Below are 18,092 nucleotides of genomic sequence, written 5' to 3'. Positions count from 1 at the left end.
TTGAGAGGCTGACCGGCCGGGAGTTCTGGCTGACTGGCCGGTGGGCCCGGCTGACACCCGGTCAGGCAGCGCCGGCGGCTTTCCGCGCGGAGCACGCACGGCACAGCCCGTAAATCTCCACGGTGTGCGCCACCTCGGTGAAGCCGAATTCGGCCGCAGTCCGTGCGGCCCACTGCTCCACTGCCGGCGCCTCGATCTCAACGGCGCGCCCGCAGTTGCGGCAGAGCAGGTGGTGATGGTGGTGGGGGGCTTCACAGCGCCGGTAGACGGCTTCGCCGTCGCCGTTGCGCAGGACGTCGACAAGGCCGTCGTCGGCCATCGACTGCAGGATCCGGTACGCCGTGGCGAGGGACACCGACTCGCCCCTGCCGTGCAGGACCCGGTGCAGTTCCTGGGTGCTCACGAAATCAGGGAGGCTGTCCAGGGCCGCGCTCACGGCGCGGCGCTGCTTGGTCACCCGCTGCTCGGAACCCCGGCGGGTGGGCTGCTCCGCATCGGGCGGCATGGGATGTCCTTTTCAACGAAGGTGCTGGCACGTTGGCGGGACCAGGTCCTCCTCCAGATTATCAGCGTCGCAGCTGTACTCTGACGGGTATGAAGCTGACGAAGTACACCCACGCCTGTGTCCGGCTCGAACGCGAGGGGTCGGTGCTGGTGTTCGATCCCGGATCCTTCTCGGAGGTGGAGGAGGCCCTGGCAGGGGCGCAGGCGATCCTCATCACGCACGAGCACGCCGACCATCTGCACGAGGAGGCCGTGATTGCCGCACTGCGCTCCGACGAGGCTCTTGAGCTGTGGGCACCTCCCGGCGTCGCGCAGTCGCTACAGACAAGGCTCGACGACGGCGCAGCGAAGCGGGTGCATGCTGTGCTGAGCGACACCGAGTTCGTGGCTGCGGGATTCGGCGTCCGTGCCTTCGGCGGTCAGCATGCGCTGATCCATCCGCTGATCCCGCTGGTGGCGAACATCGGCTACCTCGTGGAGGGCAACGTGTACCACCCGGGGGATTCCTTCGTGGTTCCCTCGGGGATAGCCGTGCAGACCTTGCTGGTACCCCTCCACGCGCCGTGGTCGAAGGTCGGCGAGGTGATCGACTTCGTGGTGGCGGTTCGGGCACCGCAGGCCTTTCCCATCCATGACGCCCTGCTCAATGACGCCGGGGTAACCCTTGTGGAGAGCCATGTGATGCGGATCGGAGCGGGATACGGCTCCACCTACCGGCACCTGTCTCCCGGTGAGAGCGTCGAGGTCTAGCAGGACAGTGCGCGCCGCTTGGTGATCCGAGTCCGGCTGTGGTGAACTGGCGAGCATCAGGACCGGCCGTGGTGCCGGTCACACCATAAAAGGAGATCTTGATGGAGACTCTGATGAACGTGCAGACGCTGCGGAACCGGATGACCTCCGGCGCGCAGACGGTTCTGCTGGATGTCCGGTGGGTGTTGGGAGACCCCCATGGCCACCGGAACTACCGCGCAGCACATATCCCTGGGGCGGCCTACGTCGACCTCGAAAACGAACTGTGTGCACCGCCGCATGCAGGATCGGGGCGGCATCCGCTTCCCGTGCCGGAGGCATTGCAGGAGGCCGCGCGCCACTGGGGAATCAACGACGACGACGTCGTGGTGGCCTATGACGACAACGGGACCCTCGCGGCGGCGCGCCTGTGGTGGCTCCTGCGCGATGCAGGCTTTCCCTCGGTGTACCTGCTCGACGGCGGACTGGCCGCCTGGCGTTCCGCCGGATTCGAGCTGGAAGGCGGCGAGGAGCAGCATTGCCTCGGTTCCGTGACGCTGGGCTCCGGTGCCATGCCGGTGGTGGAGCTTCCTGACCTCAACGGACCCCAGTGGCAGGGAGTGCTGCTCGATGCCCGGGCCGGCGAGCGTTTCCGTGGCGAGGTGGAGCCGGTCGATCCACGGGCCGGCCACATCCCCGGTGCCCGAAGCGCGCCCACCTCGGACAATCTCCGGCCGGATAAAAGGTTCCGTCCCGCGCCTGAACTGGCCGCGCGGTTCGCCGCGCTCGGCGCTGACGGCCGTGCGCCCATCGCCGTCTACTGCGGCTCCGGAATCACCGCCGCACATGAGATAGCTGCCCTTGAGATCGCAGGATATCCGGCGGCTCTGTATCCGGGATCCTGGTCGCAGTGGTCGTCCCGGGCAGAGCTGCCCGTGGCAACCGGAGCCTGAGGAGCGTCCACGCCGGGACCGTTCGGCATGGTGTTGCGCGGGATCTCCGGGTGGCGCATACCGGAGAGGCACGGGTAGCGTCGGAGCATGTTTGCCGGCCGCCCCGCACCGCCGCCCCTGCGCGCCCGGATGCCCGAACGCATCCTGCCGACCATACCGACTCCAGGAGAACGAGTGAGCACCCTCTTCACCAAGATCATCAACCGCGATATTCCCGGCAGGTTCCTCTGGGAGGACGACGACGTCGTGGCGATCCTCACCATCGCGCCCATCACGCCGGGCCATGCGCTCGTCCTCCCGCGCCGGGAGATCGAGCACTGGCTCGACGCCGATGCGCAGACCCTGGCCCGCATCATGGCCGTTGCACAGCGGATCGGCACCGCCCAGCAGCAAGCGTTTGCTGCCAAGCGGGTGGGTGTGCTGATGGAGGGCTTCGAGGTGCCGCACCTCCACGTGCATGTCTGGCCTGCGCAGGGGCCGGAGGATTTCGATGTCCACCGCGTCGAGCACAATCCGGATCCTGCCGGACTGGACCGCAATGCACACGCTCTCCGGGAAGCACTCCGCGCAGCGGGGCACGGGGCACACGTCCCCGCCGGCTGAGGCGGACGCGGGGGGTTGCCGCCGCACCGGTGCTGGGACGGGCGGCGTTAGGTTGCCGCCGCACCGGTGCTGGGACGGACGCGGGGGGTTGCCGCCGCACCGGCGCCGGGACGGGCGCGTTAGGTTACCGCTGCACCGGCGCCGGGACGGGCGCGTTAGGTTACCGCTGCACCGGCGCTGGGACGGACGGCGCTGGGACCGATCGCGATGGAACGGACCGGTACCAGCGGAGGCGCGGCTAGCGCGGCTAGGCCGCCTTGGCGCTCATCGCGTCATTGAGGGCGGTGCGAATCCGCTTCTCCGAGACCGAGTAGGCAGTGCCGAGTTCCTGTGCGAAAAGGCTGATCCGCAGTTCCTCGAGCATCCAACGCACCCTGAGCAGCCCCGGCGGCACACGGCGCGTTGCGGCGGCGAGTGCCGATGCGGCGGTATCGTACTCGTCCTCGAGGCGCTGCACGAGCGCGGTGTTGAGCCCGTCGCGCTGGATGTTGGACGCCAGTTTGTCGAGCCGTACCTCGATGCCCCGCAGGAAACGCGGCAGGTGGGCAAGCTGCGCGTAGCCGGTCCTCGCCACGAAGCCCGGGTACACGAGCTGCTCGAGCTGGCTGCGGATGTCGTTCAAGGCCGTGATCATGGCAAGGCTCGTGGTGCCCTTGAGCTGCTTCTGGATACGGCGGTTGCTCGCCAGGATGGTTTCGACCGTCGCGGTGACGGTGAAGACGGTATCGATCAGCTCGGCTCTCACCGTCTCGTACAGGAGATCGAAGTCCTGTTCCGTCCGCGGGAGTTCCTCCGGCACCAGTTTGTCGATCGCGGCGAGTGAACAGTCCCGGATCAGTTCCGCGACGCTGCCGTGCGGGTTCTGGCTGAAGGTGAGCTTCTCGGTGTTGCTGAGGTGTTCCAGCACGTACTTCCCGGGACTCGGGACGCGCAGGAACAACAACCGGATCACACCGCCCCGCAGGGCCTCCGCCTGTTCACCCGCTGAGGGAAAAACCCTCAACCCCACTGAGATGCCCTCATCCACCAGGGCCGGATAGCCGGTGACCAGGTGCCCGGCCACGGTGCGTGAGACGTCGCGGGGGAGCGCACCGAAGGCCCAGGACACCTGGCCCGTCAGCTCCGCAATGGCGGGTTGCACCGCGGGGGAATGCTCCGGGGCGCCGGCCCCGCCCGCTGCAGCGGCAGGGCCGGAGGCGAGGGAGGTGTGCGTCCGGGTCCCGCGAGCCGCGGCGTGCAGCCCGGAACCATTCCGGCCGGTTGACCGGGTGGTGGCCGGCGTTGCACCGAGGGATTCGGTGATTGCGCGGCGGACGGCCGGTGCGAGGGACTCCTTGAGGACGTTGAGGTCGGGCCCCTCGTCGAGCGTGCGGCCTCCCGCGTCGATGATCCGGAAGGTCATCAGCAGGTGGGGAGGAAGTCCTGACCAGTTCCAGGATCCCGGCGGGATGACGGATCCCTTGAGCCGGCGCAGGGCCAGCTCGAGTGATTCCTCGAGGTCGTCCGTCGCAGGATTGAAGTCGGCGGCCAGCGCCGCAACGGCGGACCGTGCAACATCCGGAGCGGGAATGAAGTTCTTGCGAACCTGTTTGGGCAGCGATTTGATGAGCGCCGTGACGAGTTCAACCCGTAGCCCGGGGATCTGCCAACGGAACGGCTTCGCTTCGAGCTGGTTGAGGAAGAGGACCGGGATGGTGACCGTCACGCCGTCGGCAGCTCCCGGCGTCAGCGGGGAGAACTCGTAGTGCAGCGGCAACTCGAAGCCGGCCTGGTGCCAAATAGTAGGGAACGCCGTCTCGTCGGGCCCCCCGGCGTCGTCGCTCAGGAGCTCCTCGGGCTTGAAATCGAGCAGGTCCGGGTCGTCCTGCCGGGCCTGCTTCCACCAGGAGTCGAAATGCCGCTCAGACACCACCTCGGGGCCCAGCCGCGCGTCGTAGAACTCGAAGAGCGTCTCGTCATCCACGCGCAGGTCCCGGCGGCGCAGCCGGTTCTCGAGCTCCTCGATCTCGGCGAGGCGTGCGGTGTTGCGGAAGAAGAACTTGTGGTGGGTCTTCCAGTCGCCCTCCACGAGTGCGTGGCGGATGAACAGCTCGCGCGCCACTTCGGGGTCCACCCGTCCGTAGTTGATGCGGCGCTGCGGCACGATGGGCACACCGTAGAGCGTGACCTTTTCGTACGCCATGACCGAGCCGGCCTTCCGGGACCAGTGCGGTTCGCTGTAGCTGCGCTTGACGAGGTTCGGCGCCACTTCCTCAGCCCAGAGCGGGTCGAAACGCGCGGCTACCCTCGCCCAGAGCCTGGACGTTTCGACCAGTTCGGCGGCCATGACCCAGTCGGGAGACTTCTTGAACAGCGCAGAACCGGGGAAGACGGCGAACCGGGTGCCGCGCGCTCCGGCGTACTCACGCTTGCGCTGGTCGTACAGGCCGATATGGCTCAGCAGCCCCGAGAGCAGGCTGATGTGGATGGCGTCGCCCAGCCCCACCGGGTCCACCTCCCCGGCGGAGAGTGTGATGCCGAGGGGCTTGGCAAGCTGCCGGAGCTGGGCGAAGAGGTCCTGCCACTCGCGGACGCGGAGGTAGTTGATGTATTCGTTGCGGCACAGCTTGCGGAACTGCGTGGACGACAGTTCCTTCTGCTGCTCCTGGAGGTAGCGCCACAGATTGAGGTAGGCGGTGAAGTCGGAGTTCTCGTCGAGGAAACGTTTGTGCTTCTCGGTGGCTGTCTGGAGCTTCGCCACCTGGTCCGCCTGCGGCCGCTCGCGGGGATCCTGGATGGTCAGGGCTGCGGCGAGGACCATGACTTCCCGAACACAGCCGCGCTTTCCGGCCTCCACGATCATGCGGCCCAGCCGTGGGTCCACCGGAAGCTGGGCGAGTTTCCGCCCCACCTCGGACAGGGCGCCGTCGTCCTTCAGGGCCCCCAGTTCCTTGAGGAGGGTCACGCCGTCGTTGATGGCCTTCGAGTCGGGCGGTTCGACGAAGGGAAACTCGGCGATGTCCCGCGGACCCCGCGTCACTCCCATCGCGGTCATCTGGAGGATGACGGCGGCCAAACTGGTCCGCAGGATTTCCGGATCGGTGAACGGCCTGCGCGATGCGTAGTCCTCCTCCGAGTACAGGCGGATGGCGATGCCGTCCGAGACACGTCCGCACCTGCCGGACCGCTGGTTGGCGGAAGCCTGGGAGACCCGCTCGATGGGAAGCCGCTGCACCTTGGTCCGGTGCGAATAGCGCGAGATACGGGCCGTGCCCGTGTCGATGACGTACTTGATCCCGGGAACGGTGAGTGAGGTTTCGGCGACGTTGGTCGCGAGGACGATGCGGCGCCCCGAACCGCCCGTGCTGAAGACCCGGTGCTGCTCCTGGAGTGACAACCGCGCGAAGAGGGGAAGGATCTCGGTTCCGCGGAGCCGGGAGTTGGTCTGCACGCGCGCCCGCAGGGCGTCGGCGGCATCGCGGATCTCCCGTTCGCCGGAGAAGAACACCAGAATGTCACCCGGAGCCTCGAAGGCGAGTTCGTCGACGGCGTCGCACACGGCGTCGAGCGGATCACGTTCCTCCTCGAGCTCGCTGTCCGAGGCATCACCCGAATCATCACCCGAATTGCCGCCTGGGGCACCTCCGGCGGGCTGGTCCAGCGGCCGGTACCGGATCTCGACGGGGTAGGTGCGGCCGGACACCTCGATGATCGGCGCGGGCGTCGTCTCCGCGACGGCGGCGTCGGCGGCAAAGTGCTGCGCGAAGCGCTCGGGGTCGATGGTGGCCGATGTGATGATCACCTTCAGGTCCGGGCGCTGCGGCAGGACCCGCTTGAGGTAGCCGAGGATGAAGTCGATGTTGAGGCTGCGCTCGTGGGCCTCGTCGATGATGATGGTGCTGTACTTGCGCAGCATGCGGTCGTGCTGGATCTCGGCGAGGAGGATGCCGTCGGTCATCAGCTTGATCCTGGTGCTGCGACCCACCTCGGCCGTGAACCGCACCTGATAGCCCACTTCTGCGCCCAGCTTCACATCGAGCTCTTCGGCGATGCGTTCTGCAACGGTGCGTGCGGCAAGGCGCCGCGGCTGGGTGTGGCCGATGAGGCCGTGCTCCGCGAGGCCCAGCTCGAGGCACATCTTCGGGATCTGGGTGGTCTTTCCGGAACCGGTTTCGCCGGCGATGATCGTGACCTGGTTCGCGGCGATGGCGGCCATGATGTCCGCGCGGCGCTCCGAGACCGGAAGTTCGGCGGGGTAGGAGATAGTCAGTGCCATAGTTACCCCAATTCTAGAGGGCAGCGCCTCATTTCCCGCCATCCGCGGGCGGTTTCTGCGCACCGCGCTGGAGCCTCAATGCCGGCAGCGGGCGTGCTCACGCAGAACGGGAGCTTCGAGGATCCCGAAGTCGAGATCGAGGACGGCGAGGTAGGCCAGGGGGTTGTCGGGTGAATCGAAGCCGACGCCAAGGATGGTAGGGCGAGCGCGTGATGGACCGCCTACCGCGGACGGGAGCTGTCCTGGTCAGGGGAGGTGGTGGCCGGCACAGCGGTGATCTTCCCCTCCCGGAAGGCGTCCACGAAGAGCGCGTGGTCGCTGCGGACGGTGGCGGCGTACTCCTCGGCGAAGTCGATGATGTCCTCGATGAACTCCTCCTCCCGGCCCGCCAGTGCTTCGGTGATGGCCGTTTCGGTGCGGAACGGGACGAGGTCGTGGTCGCTGTCCTGGTCGGTGGAGCAGTGGATCTTCGCGGTCGCCTGGCCGAGACTCTCGAGGACCGGTGTCATATCACCAGGTTCCGTCAGGTCCTCCCAGTCCAGATCGCGCTTGTAGGGGGAGAGTTCGGAGACGACGTAGGAGATGCCGTCCAGCGTGGTGTAGCCGAGAAAAGGGTCGGTGTGCGTCTGGAGCGATCGCTGGCTGATGACGGCCCGATGGCCGTCGTCGAGAAAGTAGTCGCGGACCCGCGCATCAGTCACGATCCGGCTCGGCGCCGCGATATTCGACTGTTTCATCGTCAGGATGATGTCGTTTTCCTGGGCTTCGTCAAAACCCTCGATGAGGATGTTGTAGGTGGGCAGCCCGGCGCTGCCGATCCCGAACCCCTTCTTCCCCACGATCCCCTTGACGCGGTAGAACACCCGCCGCCGGGAGCGTTCGTTCCGCGGGATGGTCCCGAGATAGGCCTCGAACGCAGTTTCCACCTCGCGGCGCTCCGCGTCCTCCAGGTGCCGGATGGACCCGTCGTCGCGGAACTGGCGTTCGTAGTCCTCGATGAGGGTCAGCGAATCGAGGAGGCGGGTCCGTTTTGCCGCGCGCGCCACCTGAAGGATCGAATAGATCGTGCCCTCGGCGTTGTGCAGTCCGAAGGAGAAGTCCGACTTTTCGTCGACCACATAGTCGGCAACCCGTGCCAGGTACGACAGCAGGTAGGTGCGCGCGAGTTCACGGGTGGATTCTGCAGGAAGCGCCTTTCTCCAGCACAGGAGCGTCAGGGAGGCCACGAAGCGCCGCAGGTCCCAGGAGAAATGTCCCACATAGGCTTCGTCGAAGTCGTTGACGTCGAAGGTCAGCTTGCCCTCGTTGCTCATATAGGTGCCGAAGTTCTCCGCATGCAGGTCTCCGTGGATCCATACACGGCTGGTCTGCCCGTCCGCCCAGCGATCCTGCAGATTCTTCATATCGGAGTAGAAGATGGAGGCACTGCCGCGGTAGAACGCATAGGGGTCGGCCGCCATCTTTCGGAACCGCGCCCGGAAGGCGCGCGGATCGGCCTGCATCAGGGCGTCGTGCGCCTCCACGAGGGTGTCGATGATGTGCTGCTGACGGGAAGTTGTATCGGCCATCGGGACATCCTACAAGCGCCGTCCGCCGGTACCGTGGATCCGCGCTTCCCTAGTAGTGCGAGAAGGCGCAGAATTACCTGACAGCAGGCACCGGTCGGAGGTGATTCCGTGGATATCGCACTATGGATAGCTGCAATTCTCCTTGCCGCCTTCTTCCTCGCCGCCGGAATCTCGAAGACGTTAATTCCCCTCGACAAACTGGCCGACCGGGGGCTCGGCTGGGCACAGGAGAAGCCGGCCTACGCGCGGACCGCAGGGGTGGCCGAGATCCTCGGGGCGCTCGGCCTGATCCTCCCGGCAGTGTTCACCATCGCCACCTTCCTCATTCCCCTGGCAGCTGCAGGGCTCGCCCTGATAATGGCCTTGTCCATCGCGTTTCATCTGTCCCGGGGCGAGAAAGACTTCGCCATCAACATTGCAGCGTTGCTGCTTGCCGTCTCCGTGGCATGGGGGCGCTCGAGTAACTGGCCGCTCTAGCGGGCAGTGACAGACAGTGCGGGCAGTGAGAATACGGTGCGGGAAGTAAAAAAACCGCCGCCGCCCTTTTCAGGACGGCGGCGGTTCCCTTCGCTGCAGGTTTTCCCTGCTGCTCTGGTGCCCTCGATAGGATTCGAACCTACGACCTTCCGCTCCGGAGGCGGACGCTCTATCCCCTGAGCTACGAAGGCAAGGTACGCGGCGAGCGCGCCCTCGACAGGACTTATCGAGCTTAGCAGGTGGGATATGCCCAGCGGAAACGCCGCCCGCCCTTGACGGCCTCGGCCGTGGCCTCGGCAGTGACCTCATCGCTGACCTCAACGGTGACCCATCGATAGCCATACCAGCAACCCTGTCCGTGGCCCTAGTACCCGAGGAACGCGTCGGTGGCCACCCTTCTGGTCCCGGCCCGCTTCAGCTCTGCCGTGAGATGGGCGATGATTCTCGGGGAACCCGAGACGTAGGCCCTGCGGTCGGCCAGGTCCGGTATCCCGGCCAGGAGAGCGTCGGCGTCCGGGTAGCCGGAGCCCGCATAGTGCCAGGAATCGGGCAGCGCCACGCCGTCGTCGGACGGGTTCCGTGACGCGAAGAGGACCACACGGGTGCCGAGCTCCCTGAGCTCGTCGAGGTAGGCGATCTCGGCGGGCGCCGTCACTACGTAGAGCAGGACGACGTCGCGGTGTTCCCCGCGCTCCGCAACGTCCCGGAGTTGGCTGAGGAATGGGGTCACGCCGATGCCGCCCGCGGCGAGGAGCAGGGGGACCGACGCATCGCGGGGGAGGCGGAAATCACCGCCCACCAGGGTCCCGGTAATGCTTGTTCCTTCCCGGAGGCAGAGGAGTGCCTTCTTGAAGGAGCTGCCGGGCTCGGAGACACGCAGGCCGAAGCTGATCCGCGAGGTGTCCCCGGGCGCCGAGGTGATGCTGAAGGTTCGGCGGGCACCCCGTGCGTCGGCCCGCTCATGGGGGAGGGTCAGTTCCATGTACTGCCCGGCGTCGAAACGCACGGGGCGGGTCGGCTCGAACACCAGCTCCGTGCTTGTCGGGGTCAGCTGCCGTTGGCCGGTGTACCGCAGGCTGACCCCGCGGCGCTGGCCCATCAGGAAGGCGACGGCGTTGCCGATCACCAGGGCGAACTCGGGCCCCAGGAGGATGGGCCCGATGCTCGGCTGGGACGCGAAGACGACGGCGACGGCCAGCTGCTGCCACCGCAGCGGAGGCAGGGTCAGGGGCTCGGTCAGCATGAAGCCGACGAGGAAAAGGATGGGGTACGAGAGGAAGATCAGCTGGGCCGAAGCGATCGTGGTGAGGCCGTTGCCCACGAGTCCGACGATCAGGATCGCGGCACTGACGGCGACGAAAACCACACCCATGGTCAGTTTCCTGGTCCGGTAGAGCAGGACGAGGGCGCCGGCCAGGACCAGCGGAAGCATATAGGGGTTGGCAACCCACCAGCCCGCCGCCGACACGCCCAGCAGTGTTGCGATGACTGCTCCTATCGCCGCGGGGTTGAAGATGTGCCTCCCGCGAAGCGCCAGCACGAATTTGGAGGCAGCGGCGGCGAAGCCGGCCACGGCGATGCCCCCGAGCCCGGCGGCCGTGTTGGAGGGGAACATGACGAAGAACAGGATCAGGCCGGTGATCAGCGCCGACTCATGATGCGGCCGGAGCCGGAGGATCAGCGCCAGAAGGCGGGTGCCCACGAGGGTCGAGAGGAGAGTGACGGCCAGGGTGGCCGCGAGTTCCGTCAGGGTGAAGGCCAGCAGCCCGGCGGCGGAGAGAAGGAAGGCCTCAAGGGTCAGGGCCACCAGCAGGGCCAGGGTCAGCCGGTACATCGTGAACCGGCCCAGCAGGGTGTCCATTCGGGTTCTCATCTAGAAAAGCGCTCCATTCAGGGGAGGTGAGTAGCGGGCGCGTCCGTCGGAGAAGACCTGGACGTAGTCGAACTCGAACTCGGCCGAAAGGTCCTCCGGCTCGGCCAGGAAAAGGGCGGTGGCAAGTGCATCCGCCGTCATGGCGTCCGCGGCGAGCACCCACGTGGCGACCACGCGATCCACGCAGCTGCCCGTCGCGGCGTCCACCACGTGGTGGAGGCCATCGCCCCACGCCCTCCGGTTGGACGCCGACGCGCACAATGCACGGTTCTCGAGCACCACGGTGCCGATGGCCGACGTGGCGTCGTAGGGGTGCTCGAGCGCTACGGTCAACGCCCGGGGACCGCGGTGCAGCATGTCGCCGCTGGCGTCGACCAGGACGTCGTCGTGACCGGCTGCGGCGCTCGCCGGGCCGCGGGGCGTGAGGCTGTAGGCAGCGTCGTAGCCCTGGTGCTCAAGCACGGCACCCACCAGCGGCGACATCGAGCCCCGGGTGATCCGGTAGAGCGCACCGTAGAGCGTTCCGAGTTCCGCGCCGTGGGCAGGGAGCGTCAACGAGCCGCCTGCCTGCGCGAGCGTCGAGATGCCCGAGTCTGCACGGAACCGCGAGTAGACGGCGTCGTACTCCTCGATCAGCTCCAGGACTCCGCGCTGCGTGGCAGGGTCGAGCTCCGCTCCGCTGTCCACCCGCCAGGCGGTGCCGATCGCGTCGAAGGCGAAGGTGCTCGCCATCGGTTACCTTTCCCCTGTCCTGCCTAGGCTCCGGCTTCGCCCTTGATCTTCTCGGCGGCTTCCGCGAATCCACCGCTCGACAGCGAGGACCCTGCGACCTTGTCGACCTCGAGTTCGTCGAGTTTCTTGCCCATGATCTCCTCCTGGATGCCGCTGGCGAAGCGCCCCTGATACATCTCCGTGGTCGGGTTGGAGGGCATGGGCTCGGCCTCCGCCGCCGTCACGACGTCGCTCTCGAGGGTCAGGGTGATCCCTATCTCCTCAGGCCCGCCGGGGGAGACGTACGTTCCGACCTGGGTGTACGTGCCGTCCTTGTACGTCTGGTCCGAAGCTTCTGCCGGAGCGTCTGCCGGAGCCGCAGCGGATGTCGGGTCCCCGGCAGCCGCGGACGGGGAAGCCGGAGCCGCAGCAGCCTCCGTGGCCGTGCTGTCCGCGCCGCCTCCGCTGTCCTCCGCGGCATCCGAGGATCCAGCGCAGCCGGCCGCGCCGAGCAGTGAGACGGCGGCAAGGGCCGTCAGGACTTTCCTGCCGGGCGTGCCTCGTCGAACAGGGGTGGGACTGGTGATTTCGGCGTCCATGGCAGGTCTCCTCGAAGGTTCGGGCCCAGCACGCCGACCCGGAATGGAAAGGGCTTCTGCCCATAAAACATAACCGCAAGTACTTCGTTCCACGCGGCGTGCTGGACGGACTCCCGGGGACTCCAATTCACATCGGCACCACTGACGGACTTCGCGGCTGCATGGCCCGTCACACGAATCAGCCTCTGTGTTGTGCGCCGTTATGCTGGGAAGGTGACTCCTGAACAGCTTTCCTCCGCTATCTCCGCCTGCCTGCATGATGCTGTCGCCGCCGGTGATTTCGCTATCGAACTTCCTCCCGAGATCCGGGTCGAGCGACCTAAGAACCGGGAGCACGGAGACTGGGCCACCAACATCGCGCTCCAGCTGTCGAAGAAGGCCGGCATGAACCCGCGCGAGTTCGCCGGGATCCTCAGTGCACGCCTCGCCGCGATCGAGGGCGTCAAGAGCGTCGATATCGCCGGGCCGGGCTTCCTCAACATCACGCTCGATGCCGGCGCGGCCGGCGAACTCGCCCGTACCGTCGTCGAGGCGGGCACCGCCTACGGGACGAACGACGCCCTGGCGGGCCGGAAGATCAACCTCGAGTTCGTCTCAGCCAATCCGACGGGACCCATCCACATCGGCGGCACGCGGTGGGCGGCTGTCGGTGATGCGCTCGCGCGGATCCTGCAGTCACAGGGCGCGGACGTGACCCGGGAGTACTACTTCAACGACCACGGCGCCCAGATCGACAGGTTTGCGAGGTCCCTCCTCGCCAGCGCCTCGGGAAGCCCCGCCCCGGAGGACGGCTACGGGGGACAGTACATCGGAGACATCGCCGACCGGGTCCTGGCAAAGGAGCCGGACGTCCTGTCCCTCGACGAGGCGGAGGCCCTCGAGACCTTCCGGGCTGTCGGTGTCGACCTCATGTTCACCGACATCAAGAAGTCCCTTCACGACTTCGGTGTGGACTTCGACGTCTACTTCCACGAGCATTCGCTGTTCGCCGACCACTTCGTCGAGGGTCTGCTGGAGCAGCTGAAAGGCTCGGGCAACCTGTTCTTCGAGGAGGGCGCGTGGTGGCTGAAGTCCACCGACTTCGGGGACGACCGCGACCGCGTGGTCATCAAGTCGAACGGCTCGCCGGCCTACATCGCCGGCGACATCGGTTACTTCGTCAACAAGCGCCAGCGCGGCTTCGACCTCAACATCATCATGCTCGGCGCGGACCACCACGGCTACGTGGCCCGGTTGAAAGCCGCGGCAGCAGCGCTCGGCGACGACCCGGACGCCGTCGAGGTGCTGATCGGCCAGATGGTCAACCTGATGAAGGACGGCGCCCCCGTGCGCATGTCGAAACGGGCCGGGACCGTGGTGACCCTCGAGGACCTCGTCGACGCCGTGGGCGTCGACGCCGCCCGGTACACCCTGGCGCGGTTCTCGGCCGACTCCAACATCGACATCGACCTGGATCTGCTGACGAAGAAGAGCAACGAGAACCCGGTGTTCTACGTGCAGTACGCGCATGCCCGGACGAACGCGGTGGAGCGCAATGCCTCCTCGGCCGGCGTCGACACCGGAAGCTTCGACGCGACGACGCTCAGCCACCCCACCGAGGGCGAACTGCTGGCCGCCCTCGGGCAGTTCCCCGGCGTCGTGGCGTCGGCCGCCACGTTCCGCGAACCCCACCGCGTGGCCCGTCACCTCGAAGTGATAGCCGGCACCTACCACCGCTGGTACGACGCCTGCCGGATCGCTCCACTCGGTGACGCACCGGTGGAGGAAGTGCACCGGAGCCGACTGTGGCTCAACAACGCAACGCAGCAGGTCCTGGCCAACGGACTGGCACTGCTGGGCGTCTCGGCGCCGGAAAGGATGTAGGCGTGGCTGTCGAAGCATCGCCTCTCGCCCCCGGCTGGTTGACCGTGCCCGCGGACCCCGCGGTCCTCGAGCGGAAGCTCTGGGCGCAGGACGTCGACCGGGGCCCGTCGGGAAGCCTCGAAATCGACGGCGTCCCCGTGGAGGACCTCGCGCGGGAGTTCGGCACTCCGCTCTACGTGGTCTCCGAGGCGGATTTCCGTGCCCGTGCCGCCGGATTCCGTGACGCTTTCAACGCCGCATTCGACGAGCTCTGCGGGGGAGTCGACATCTTCTACGCGGGCAAGTCCTTCCTGTGCTCCGAGATTGCCCACTGGGTGTCGGAGGAGGGCCTGGGCTTGGATACGTGCTCGGGCGGTGAGCTCGCGGTAGCCCTCCGCGCGGGCCTGCCCGGACATCGGCTGGGCCTGCACGGCAACAACAAGTCGGCCGCCGAGATCACGCGGGCCATCGACGCCGGCCTCGGCCGCATCGTGGTCGACAGCCTGCAGGAAGTGGCGCTGGTCGGCGGCCTGGCAGTGGAGCGGGGCGCGAGGGCCAACGTGATGCTCCGGCTCACTCCGGGTGTCCATGCCGAAACGCACGAGTTCATCGCCACCGCGCACGAGGACCAGAAGTTCGGCCTGTCGCTGGCCGACGACCCTGAGACCGACGGCGCTGAGACCACCGACGACGACGGCGCCTCACCCGCCGCGCAGGCGGTATCGGCAGCGCTCCGGCACCCCGGGATCAACCTCCTGGGGGTGCACTGCCATATCGGGTCGCAGATCTTCGAGCCCGAAGGCTTCGAACTCGCGGCGCGCAGGCTGCTGGGCTTCCTCGCCGAGGTGCGGGACCGCCATGGGGTGGAGCTTGCCGAACTGGACCTCGGGGGAGGCTACGGCATCGCCTACACCGAGGCGGACACCCCGCGGCCGCCGCGGGAGATCGCGCGGGCCATGGCCGCCGTCGTCGGGTCCACGTGCACGGAACTGGATTTGCGCGTCCCCCGCATCTCGATCGAGCCGGGCCGCGCCATCGTGGGCCCCACCACCTTCACCCTCTACACCGCGGGAACCACCAAGGTGGTCCGCGTGGACAGCGGAGGGCCGGAGGGCGCAGCGGAGCCGGTTACCCACCCGCGCCGCTATGTTTCGGTGGACGGTGGCATGAGCGACAACGCGCGCCCGGTGCTGTACGGCGCGGACTACTCGGCCGTCCTCGCCTCGAGGGCTCCGGCCGCGGACCCCGTGCTGTCGCGCGTGGTCGGCAAGCACTGCGAAAGCGGCGACATCGTGGCACGGGACGTCTACCTTCCGGGGGACACCCGGGCCGGCGATCTCCTCGCAGTGCCCGGCACCGGCGCCTACTGCTGGTCCCTGTCCAGCAACTACAACTACATCCCACGACCGCCGGTCGTGGCAGTGGCCGGCGGCAAAGCCCGGCTGATCGTCCGCGGCGAGACGGAGGATGACCTGCTGGCGCGGGACGTTCCCCGTTCCCCCGTATCTTCATTCCCCAGCTCAGGAGCCGAACCGACCGTATGAACACCACTGGATATCCCCCCGGCAAACCCCTGCGCGTCGCCCTTCTGGGGTGCGGCAACGTCGGCTCGCAGGTGGCGCGGATCCTTCTCGAGGATGCCGAGAACCTCGGCCTGCGGGCCGGCGCGCCCCTGGAGCTGACCGGCATCGCCGTGCGGTCCCTCGATGCCGAACGGGACGCCGACCTGCCCCGTGAACTGTTCACCCAGGACGCGGAGGAACTCATTGCGAATGCCGACATCGTCATCGAGCTCATGGGCGGCATCGAGCCGGCCCGCTCGCTGATCCTTGGCGCCATCGGGCACGGCGCCTCGGTGGTCAGCGGCAACAAGGCCCTGCTGGCGAAGGACGGGCCGGCGCTCTACGAGAAGGCGGACGCCGCCGGAGTGCAGCTCTCCTACGAGGCAGCAGTGGCAGGTGCGGTCCCCATCCTCCGGCCGATCCGCGACAGCCTGTCCGGCGACCGCATCCGACGTGTCCTGGGAATCGTCAACGGCACCACGAACTACATTCTCGACCAGATGGACTCGACGGGTGCCTCCTTCGGGGACGCCCTGAAGGACGCCCAGGCGCTGGGCTACGCCGAAGCGGACCCGACCGCCGACGTCGAAGGCCACGATGCAGCGGCGAAGGCGGCGATCCTGGCCTCGCTGTCCTTCCACACGCGCTTCGCGCTCGAGGACGTGTACTGCGAGGGCATCACCTCGGTGACGGCCGACGACGTCGCCGCGGCGAAGGACGACGGCTACGTCATCAAGCTCCTCGCCATCGCGGAGTTCTGGAACGACGACTCCGGGGACCCCGGAGTCAGTGTGCGCGTCCATCCGACCCTCCTCCCGCGGACGCACCCGCTCGCTGCGGTGCACGGCGCCTTCAATGCTGTGTTCATCGAGGCGGAGAATGCGGGCGAGCTGATGTTCTACGGGCAGGGCGCCGGTGGAACGCCCACCGCGTCGGCCGTGCTGGGCGACGTCGTCAGCGCTGCCCGCCGCATGGTGCTCGGCGGCCCCGGCCGCACCGAAACGACCACCGGCCACGTTCCCGCCCGAGGGATCGAGACCGTGAGCACGAGCTACAGCATCGGGCTCGACGTCACCGACCAACCGGGCGTGCTGGCGAAGATCGCCCACATCTTCGCCGACACCGGCGTCTCCATCGAGACCATGCGGCAGCGCATCGACCAGACCGGGCAGGACGGCGAGCCGACGGCGGAGCTGCGGATCGTCACCCACCGCGCACTCGAGGCATCCCTGGCGGCAACCGTGACGCAGATTGCCGCACTTCCCGTGATCAATGCCGTCACATCAGTCCTGAGAGTCGAGGGAATCTAAGTGGCCCATCAGTGGCGCGGAGTCATCCGCGAATATGCCGACCGCCTGCCCGTCAGCGACACCACCGAGATCATCACCCTCGGCGAGGGTGGAACGCCCCTCGTACACGCGAAGCACCTGTCCGAGCTGACCGGTTCCACGGTGTACCTGAAGGTCGAGGGGATGAATCCCACCGGCTCCTTCAAGGACCGCGGGATGACCATGGCCATGACCGCAGCGGTTGCGGCCGGGGCCAAGGCCGTGGTGTGCGCCTCCACAGGCAACACCTCGGCGTCCGCGGCGGCCTATGCCACGCAGGCCGGTCTCACCTGTGCCGTCCTGGTGCCGGACGGCAAGATCTCGCTCGGCAAACTGAGCCAGGCCATCGCGCACGGAGCCGAGCTGCTGCAGGTCAACGGCAACTTCGACAACTGCCTCGATGTCGCCCGGAAGCTGGCCGAGGCGTATCCGGTGTTCCTCGTGAACTCGGTGAATCCGGCACGACTCGAGGGCCAGAAGACCGCGGCGTTCGAGATCGTCGACACGCTCGGCGACGCCCCGGACTATCACCTGCTCCCCGTCGGCAATGCCGGGAACATCAGTGCCTACTGGAAGGGTTATCGGGAGTACGCGGCTCCCTACGCGTCCCTGCACGCGGGGGAACTGCCCCCCGTGGCCACGAAGACCCCGGTCATGTGGGGCTTCCAGGCGGAAGGAGCCGCGCCCTTCGTCAAGGGCCATCCCATCACCGAACCCGACACCATCGCCACCGCCATCCGGATCGGCAATCCGGCGTCCTGGGATTACGCCGTGGCCGCCCGCGACGAATCAGGCGGGCTGATCGAGTCCGTGACCGATGACGAGATCCTCGACGCCCACCGGTGGCTGTCCTCACGCGAGGGCGTCTTCGTGGAACCGGCGTCGGCGGCCGGCGTCGCGGGGCTCATCAAGAAGCACTCCGAAGGGCTCGCTCCCGTCGGCAAGACGATCGTCATCACCGTGACGGGCCACGGACTCAAGGACCCCCAGTGGGCGCTGCGGACCGCCAGCGGCTCGGATGTCGAGCCCACCAAGGTCGAGTTCGACGTCGTGAGCGTGGCGGCAGCGCTCGGTCTGGAGGACTGAGC

The 18,092-nt window shown here is 67.4% G+C and carries 14 protein-coding genes and 1 tRNA gene; 8 read left to right on the top strand and 7 right to left on the bottom strand.

Annotation, left to right across the window (positions count from 1 at the left end; genetic code table 11):
* Nucleotides 1-61: 61 nt before the first annotated feature.
* A complete protein-coding gene (locus tag Y704_RS0116980) occupies nt 62-505 on the bottom strand; it encodes a Fur family transcriptional regulator (protein WP_026550993.1) in 444 nt (147 codons plus the stop codon).
* 89 nt (nt 506-594) lie between these two features.
* On the opposite strand from Y704_RS0116980, the gene Y704_RS0116975 reads away from it, so the two are divergent.
* The 3 genes from Y704_RS0116975 to Y704_RS0116965 all read left to right on the top strand — a co-directional run bounded on the left by Y704_RS0116975 (nt 595) and on the right by Y704_RS0116965 (nt 2,789).
* Nucleotides 595-1,254, top strand: a complete 660-nt coding sequence (locus tag Y704_RS0116975) for an MBL fold metallo-hydrolase (protein WP_026550992.1) — start codon at nt 595-597, stop codon at nt 1,252-1,254.
* Between the two features lie 101 nt (nt 1,255-1,355).
* Nucleotides 1,356-2,186, top strand: coding sequence for a sulfurtransferase (locus tag Y704_RS0116970; protein WP_026550991.1), 831 nt, complete (start codon nt 1,356-1,358; stop codon nt 2,184-2,186).
* A 174-nt stretch (nt 2,187-2,360) separates the two neighbouring features.
* A complete protein-coding gene (locus tag Y704_RS0116965; protein ID WP_026550990.1) occupies nt 2,361-2,789 on the top strand; it encodes an HIT family protein in 429 nt (142 codons plus the stop codon).
* A 247-nt stretch (nt 2,790-3,036) separates the two neighbouring features.
* Here the strand turns inward: Y704_RS0116965 and hrpA are convergent, their stop codons facing one another.
* Complete coding sequence (gene hrpA / locus Y704_RS0116960; RefSeq protein ID WP_026550989.1) at nt 3,037-7,044, bottom strand: ATP-dependent RNA helicase HrpA; 4,008 nt, start codon at nt 7,042-7,044, stop codon at nt 3,037-3,039.
* 221 nt (nt 7,045-7,265) lie between these two features.
* Nucleotides 7,266-8,612, bottom strand: coding sequence for a DUF2252 domain-containing protein (locus Y704_RS22285; protein ID WP_051477314.1), 1,347 nt, complete (start codon nt 8,610-8,612; stop codon nt 7,266-7,268).
* Nucleotides 8,613-8,720: 108 nt separating this feature from the next.
* Here Y704_RS22285 and Y704_RS0116945 point away from each other — a divergent pair, with 108 nt between their 5' ends.
* Nucleotides 8,721-9,089 carry a DoxX family protein gene (locus Y704_RS0116945; RefSeq protein WP_026550988.1) on the top strand — a complete coding sequence of 123 codons (369 nt, stop codon included), beginning with the start codon at nt 8,721-8,723 and terminating at the stop codon, nt 9,087-9,089.
* A 115-nt stretch (nt 9,090-9,204) separates the two neighbouring features.
* On the opposite strand, the gene Y704_RS0116940 is transcribed toward Y704_RS0116945, so the two are convergent.
* The 4 genes from Y704_RS0116940 to Y704_RS0116925 form a co-directional block, all read right to left on the bottom strand.
* Nucleotides 9,205-9,280 (bottom strand) — tRNA-Arg (locus tag Y704_RS0116940).
* Nucleotides 9,281-9,453: 173 nt separating this feature from the next.
* The gene (locus tag Y704_RS0116935) at nt 9,454-10,962 is read right to left on the bottom strand and encodes an FAD-dependent oxidoreductase (RefSeq protein WP_026550987.1); all 1,509 of its coding nucleotides are present in this window, start codon (nt 10,960-10,962) and stop codon (nt 9,454-9,456) included.
* Nucleotides 10,963-11,694 (bottom strand): FAD:protein FMN transferase, encoded by a 732-nt coding sequence (locus Y704_RS0116930; protein WP_026550986.1) that lies wholly within the window; start codon nt 11,692-11,694, stop codon nt 10,963-10,965. It lies immediately after the preceding gene.
* Nucleotides 11,695-11,717: 23 nt separating this feature from the next.
* Nucleotides 11,718-12,272: an FMN-binding protein gene (locus Y704_RS0116925; protein ID WP_081747731.1), complete on the bottom strand. Its 555-nt coding sequence runs from the start codon at nt 12,270-12,272 to the stop codon at nt 11,718-11,720.
* Nucleotides 12,273-12,485: 213 nt separating this feature from the next.
* Between Y704_RS0116925 and argS the strand changes: the two genes are divergently transcribed.
* The 4 genes from argS to thrC are packed head-to-tail and all read left to right on the top strand — an operon-like array spanning nt 12,486 to nt 18,090.
* Nucleotides 12,486-14,135, top strand: a complete 1,650-nt coding sequence (gene argS, locus Y704_RS0116920; protein WP_026550984.1) for an arginine--tRNA ligase — start codon at nt 12,486-12,488, stop codon at nt 14,133-14,135.
* A 2-nt stretch (nt 14,136-14,137) separates the two neighbouring features.
* Nucleotides 14,138-15,658 carry a diaminopimelate decarboxylase gene (gene lysA, locus Y704_RS22280; protein ID WP_051477312.1) on the top strand — a complete coding sequence of 507 codons (1,521 nt, stop codon included), beginning with the start codon at nt 14,138-14,140 and terminating at the stop codon, nt 15,656-15,658.
* Nucleotides 15,655-16,986: a homoserine dehydrogenase gene (locus Y704_RS0116910; protein ID WP_026550983.1), complete on the top strand. Its 1,332-nt coding sequence runs from the start codon at nt 15,655-15,657 to the stop codon at nt 16,984-16,986. Before lysA ends, Y704_RS0116910 begins: the two co-directional genes overlap by 4 nt.
* Entirely contained in the window at nt 16,987-18,090 is a 1,104-nt protein-coding gene (thrC, locus tag Y704_RS0116905; RefSeq protein WP_026550982.1) for a threonine synthase, read from the top strand.
* Nucleotides 18,091-18,092: the final 2 nt, after the last annotated feature.

This window comes from Arthrobacter sp. Br18, assembly GCF_000520555.1.
GTDB lineage: Bacteria > Actinomycetota > Actinomycetes > Actinomycetales > Micrococcaceae > Arthrobacter_D.
The sequence above is the reverse complement of the archived record's forward strand: the minus strand, read 5'-3'. Positions and strand labels throughout refer to the sequence as shown.

What these genes read in the sequence shown, in the direction of transcription:
- Y704_RS0116980 (WP_026550993.1), bottom strand. Translation starts at nt 505, where the DNA reads ATGCCGCCCGATGCGGAGCAGCCCACCCGCCGGGGTTCCGAGCAGCGG.
- Y704_RS0116975 (WP_026550992.1), top strand. Translation starts at nt 595, where the DNA reads ATGAAGCTGACGAAGTACACCCACGCCTGTGTCCGGCTCGAACGCGAG.
- Y704_RS0116970 (WP_026550991.1), top strand. Translation starts at nt 1,356, where the DNA reads ATGGAGACTCTGATGAACGTGCAGACGCTGCGGAACCGGATGACCTCC.
- hrpA (WP_026550989.1), bottom strand. Translation starts at nt 7,044, where the DNA reads ATGGCACTGACTATCTCCTACCCCGCCGAACTTCCGGTCTCGGAGCGC.
- Y704_RS22285 (WP_051477314.1), bottom strand. Translation starts at nt 8,612, where the DNA reads ATGGCCGATACAACTTCCCGTCAGCAGCACATCATCGACACCCTCGTG.
- Y704_RS0116935 (WP_026550987.1), bottom strand. Translation starts at nt 10,962, where the DNA reads ATGAGAACCCGAATGGACACCCTGCTGGGCCGGTTCACGATGTACCGG.
- Y704_RS0116930 (WP_026550986.1), bottom strand. Translation starts at nt 11,694, where the DNA reads ATGGCGAGCACCTTCGCCTTCGACGCGATCGGCACCGCCTGGCGGGTG.
- Y704_RS0116925 (WP_081747731.1), bottom strand. Translation starts at nt 12,272, where the DNA reads ATGGACGCCGAAATCACCAGTCCCACCCCTGTTCGACGAGGCACGCCC.
- Y704_RS0116910 (WP_026550983.1), top strand. Translation starts at nt 15,655, where the DNA reads ATGAACACCACTGGATATCCCCCCGGCAAACCCCTGCGCGTCGCCCTT.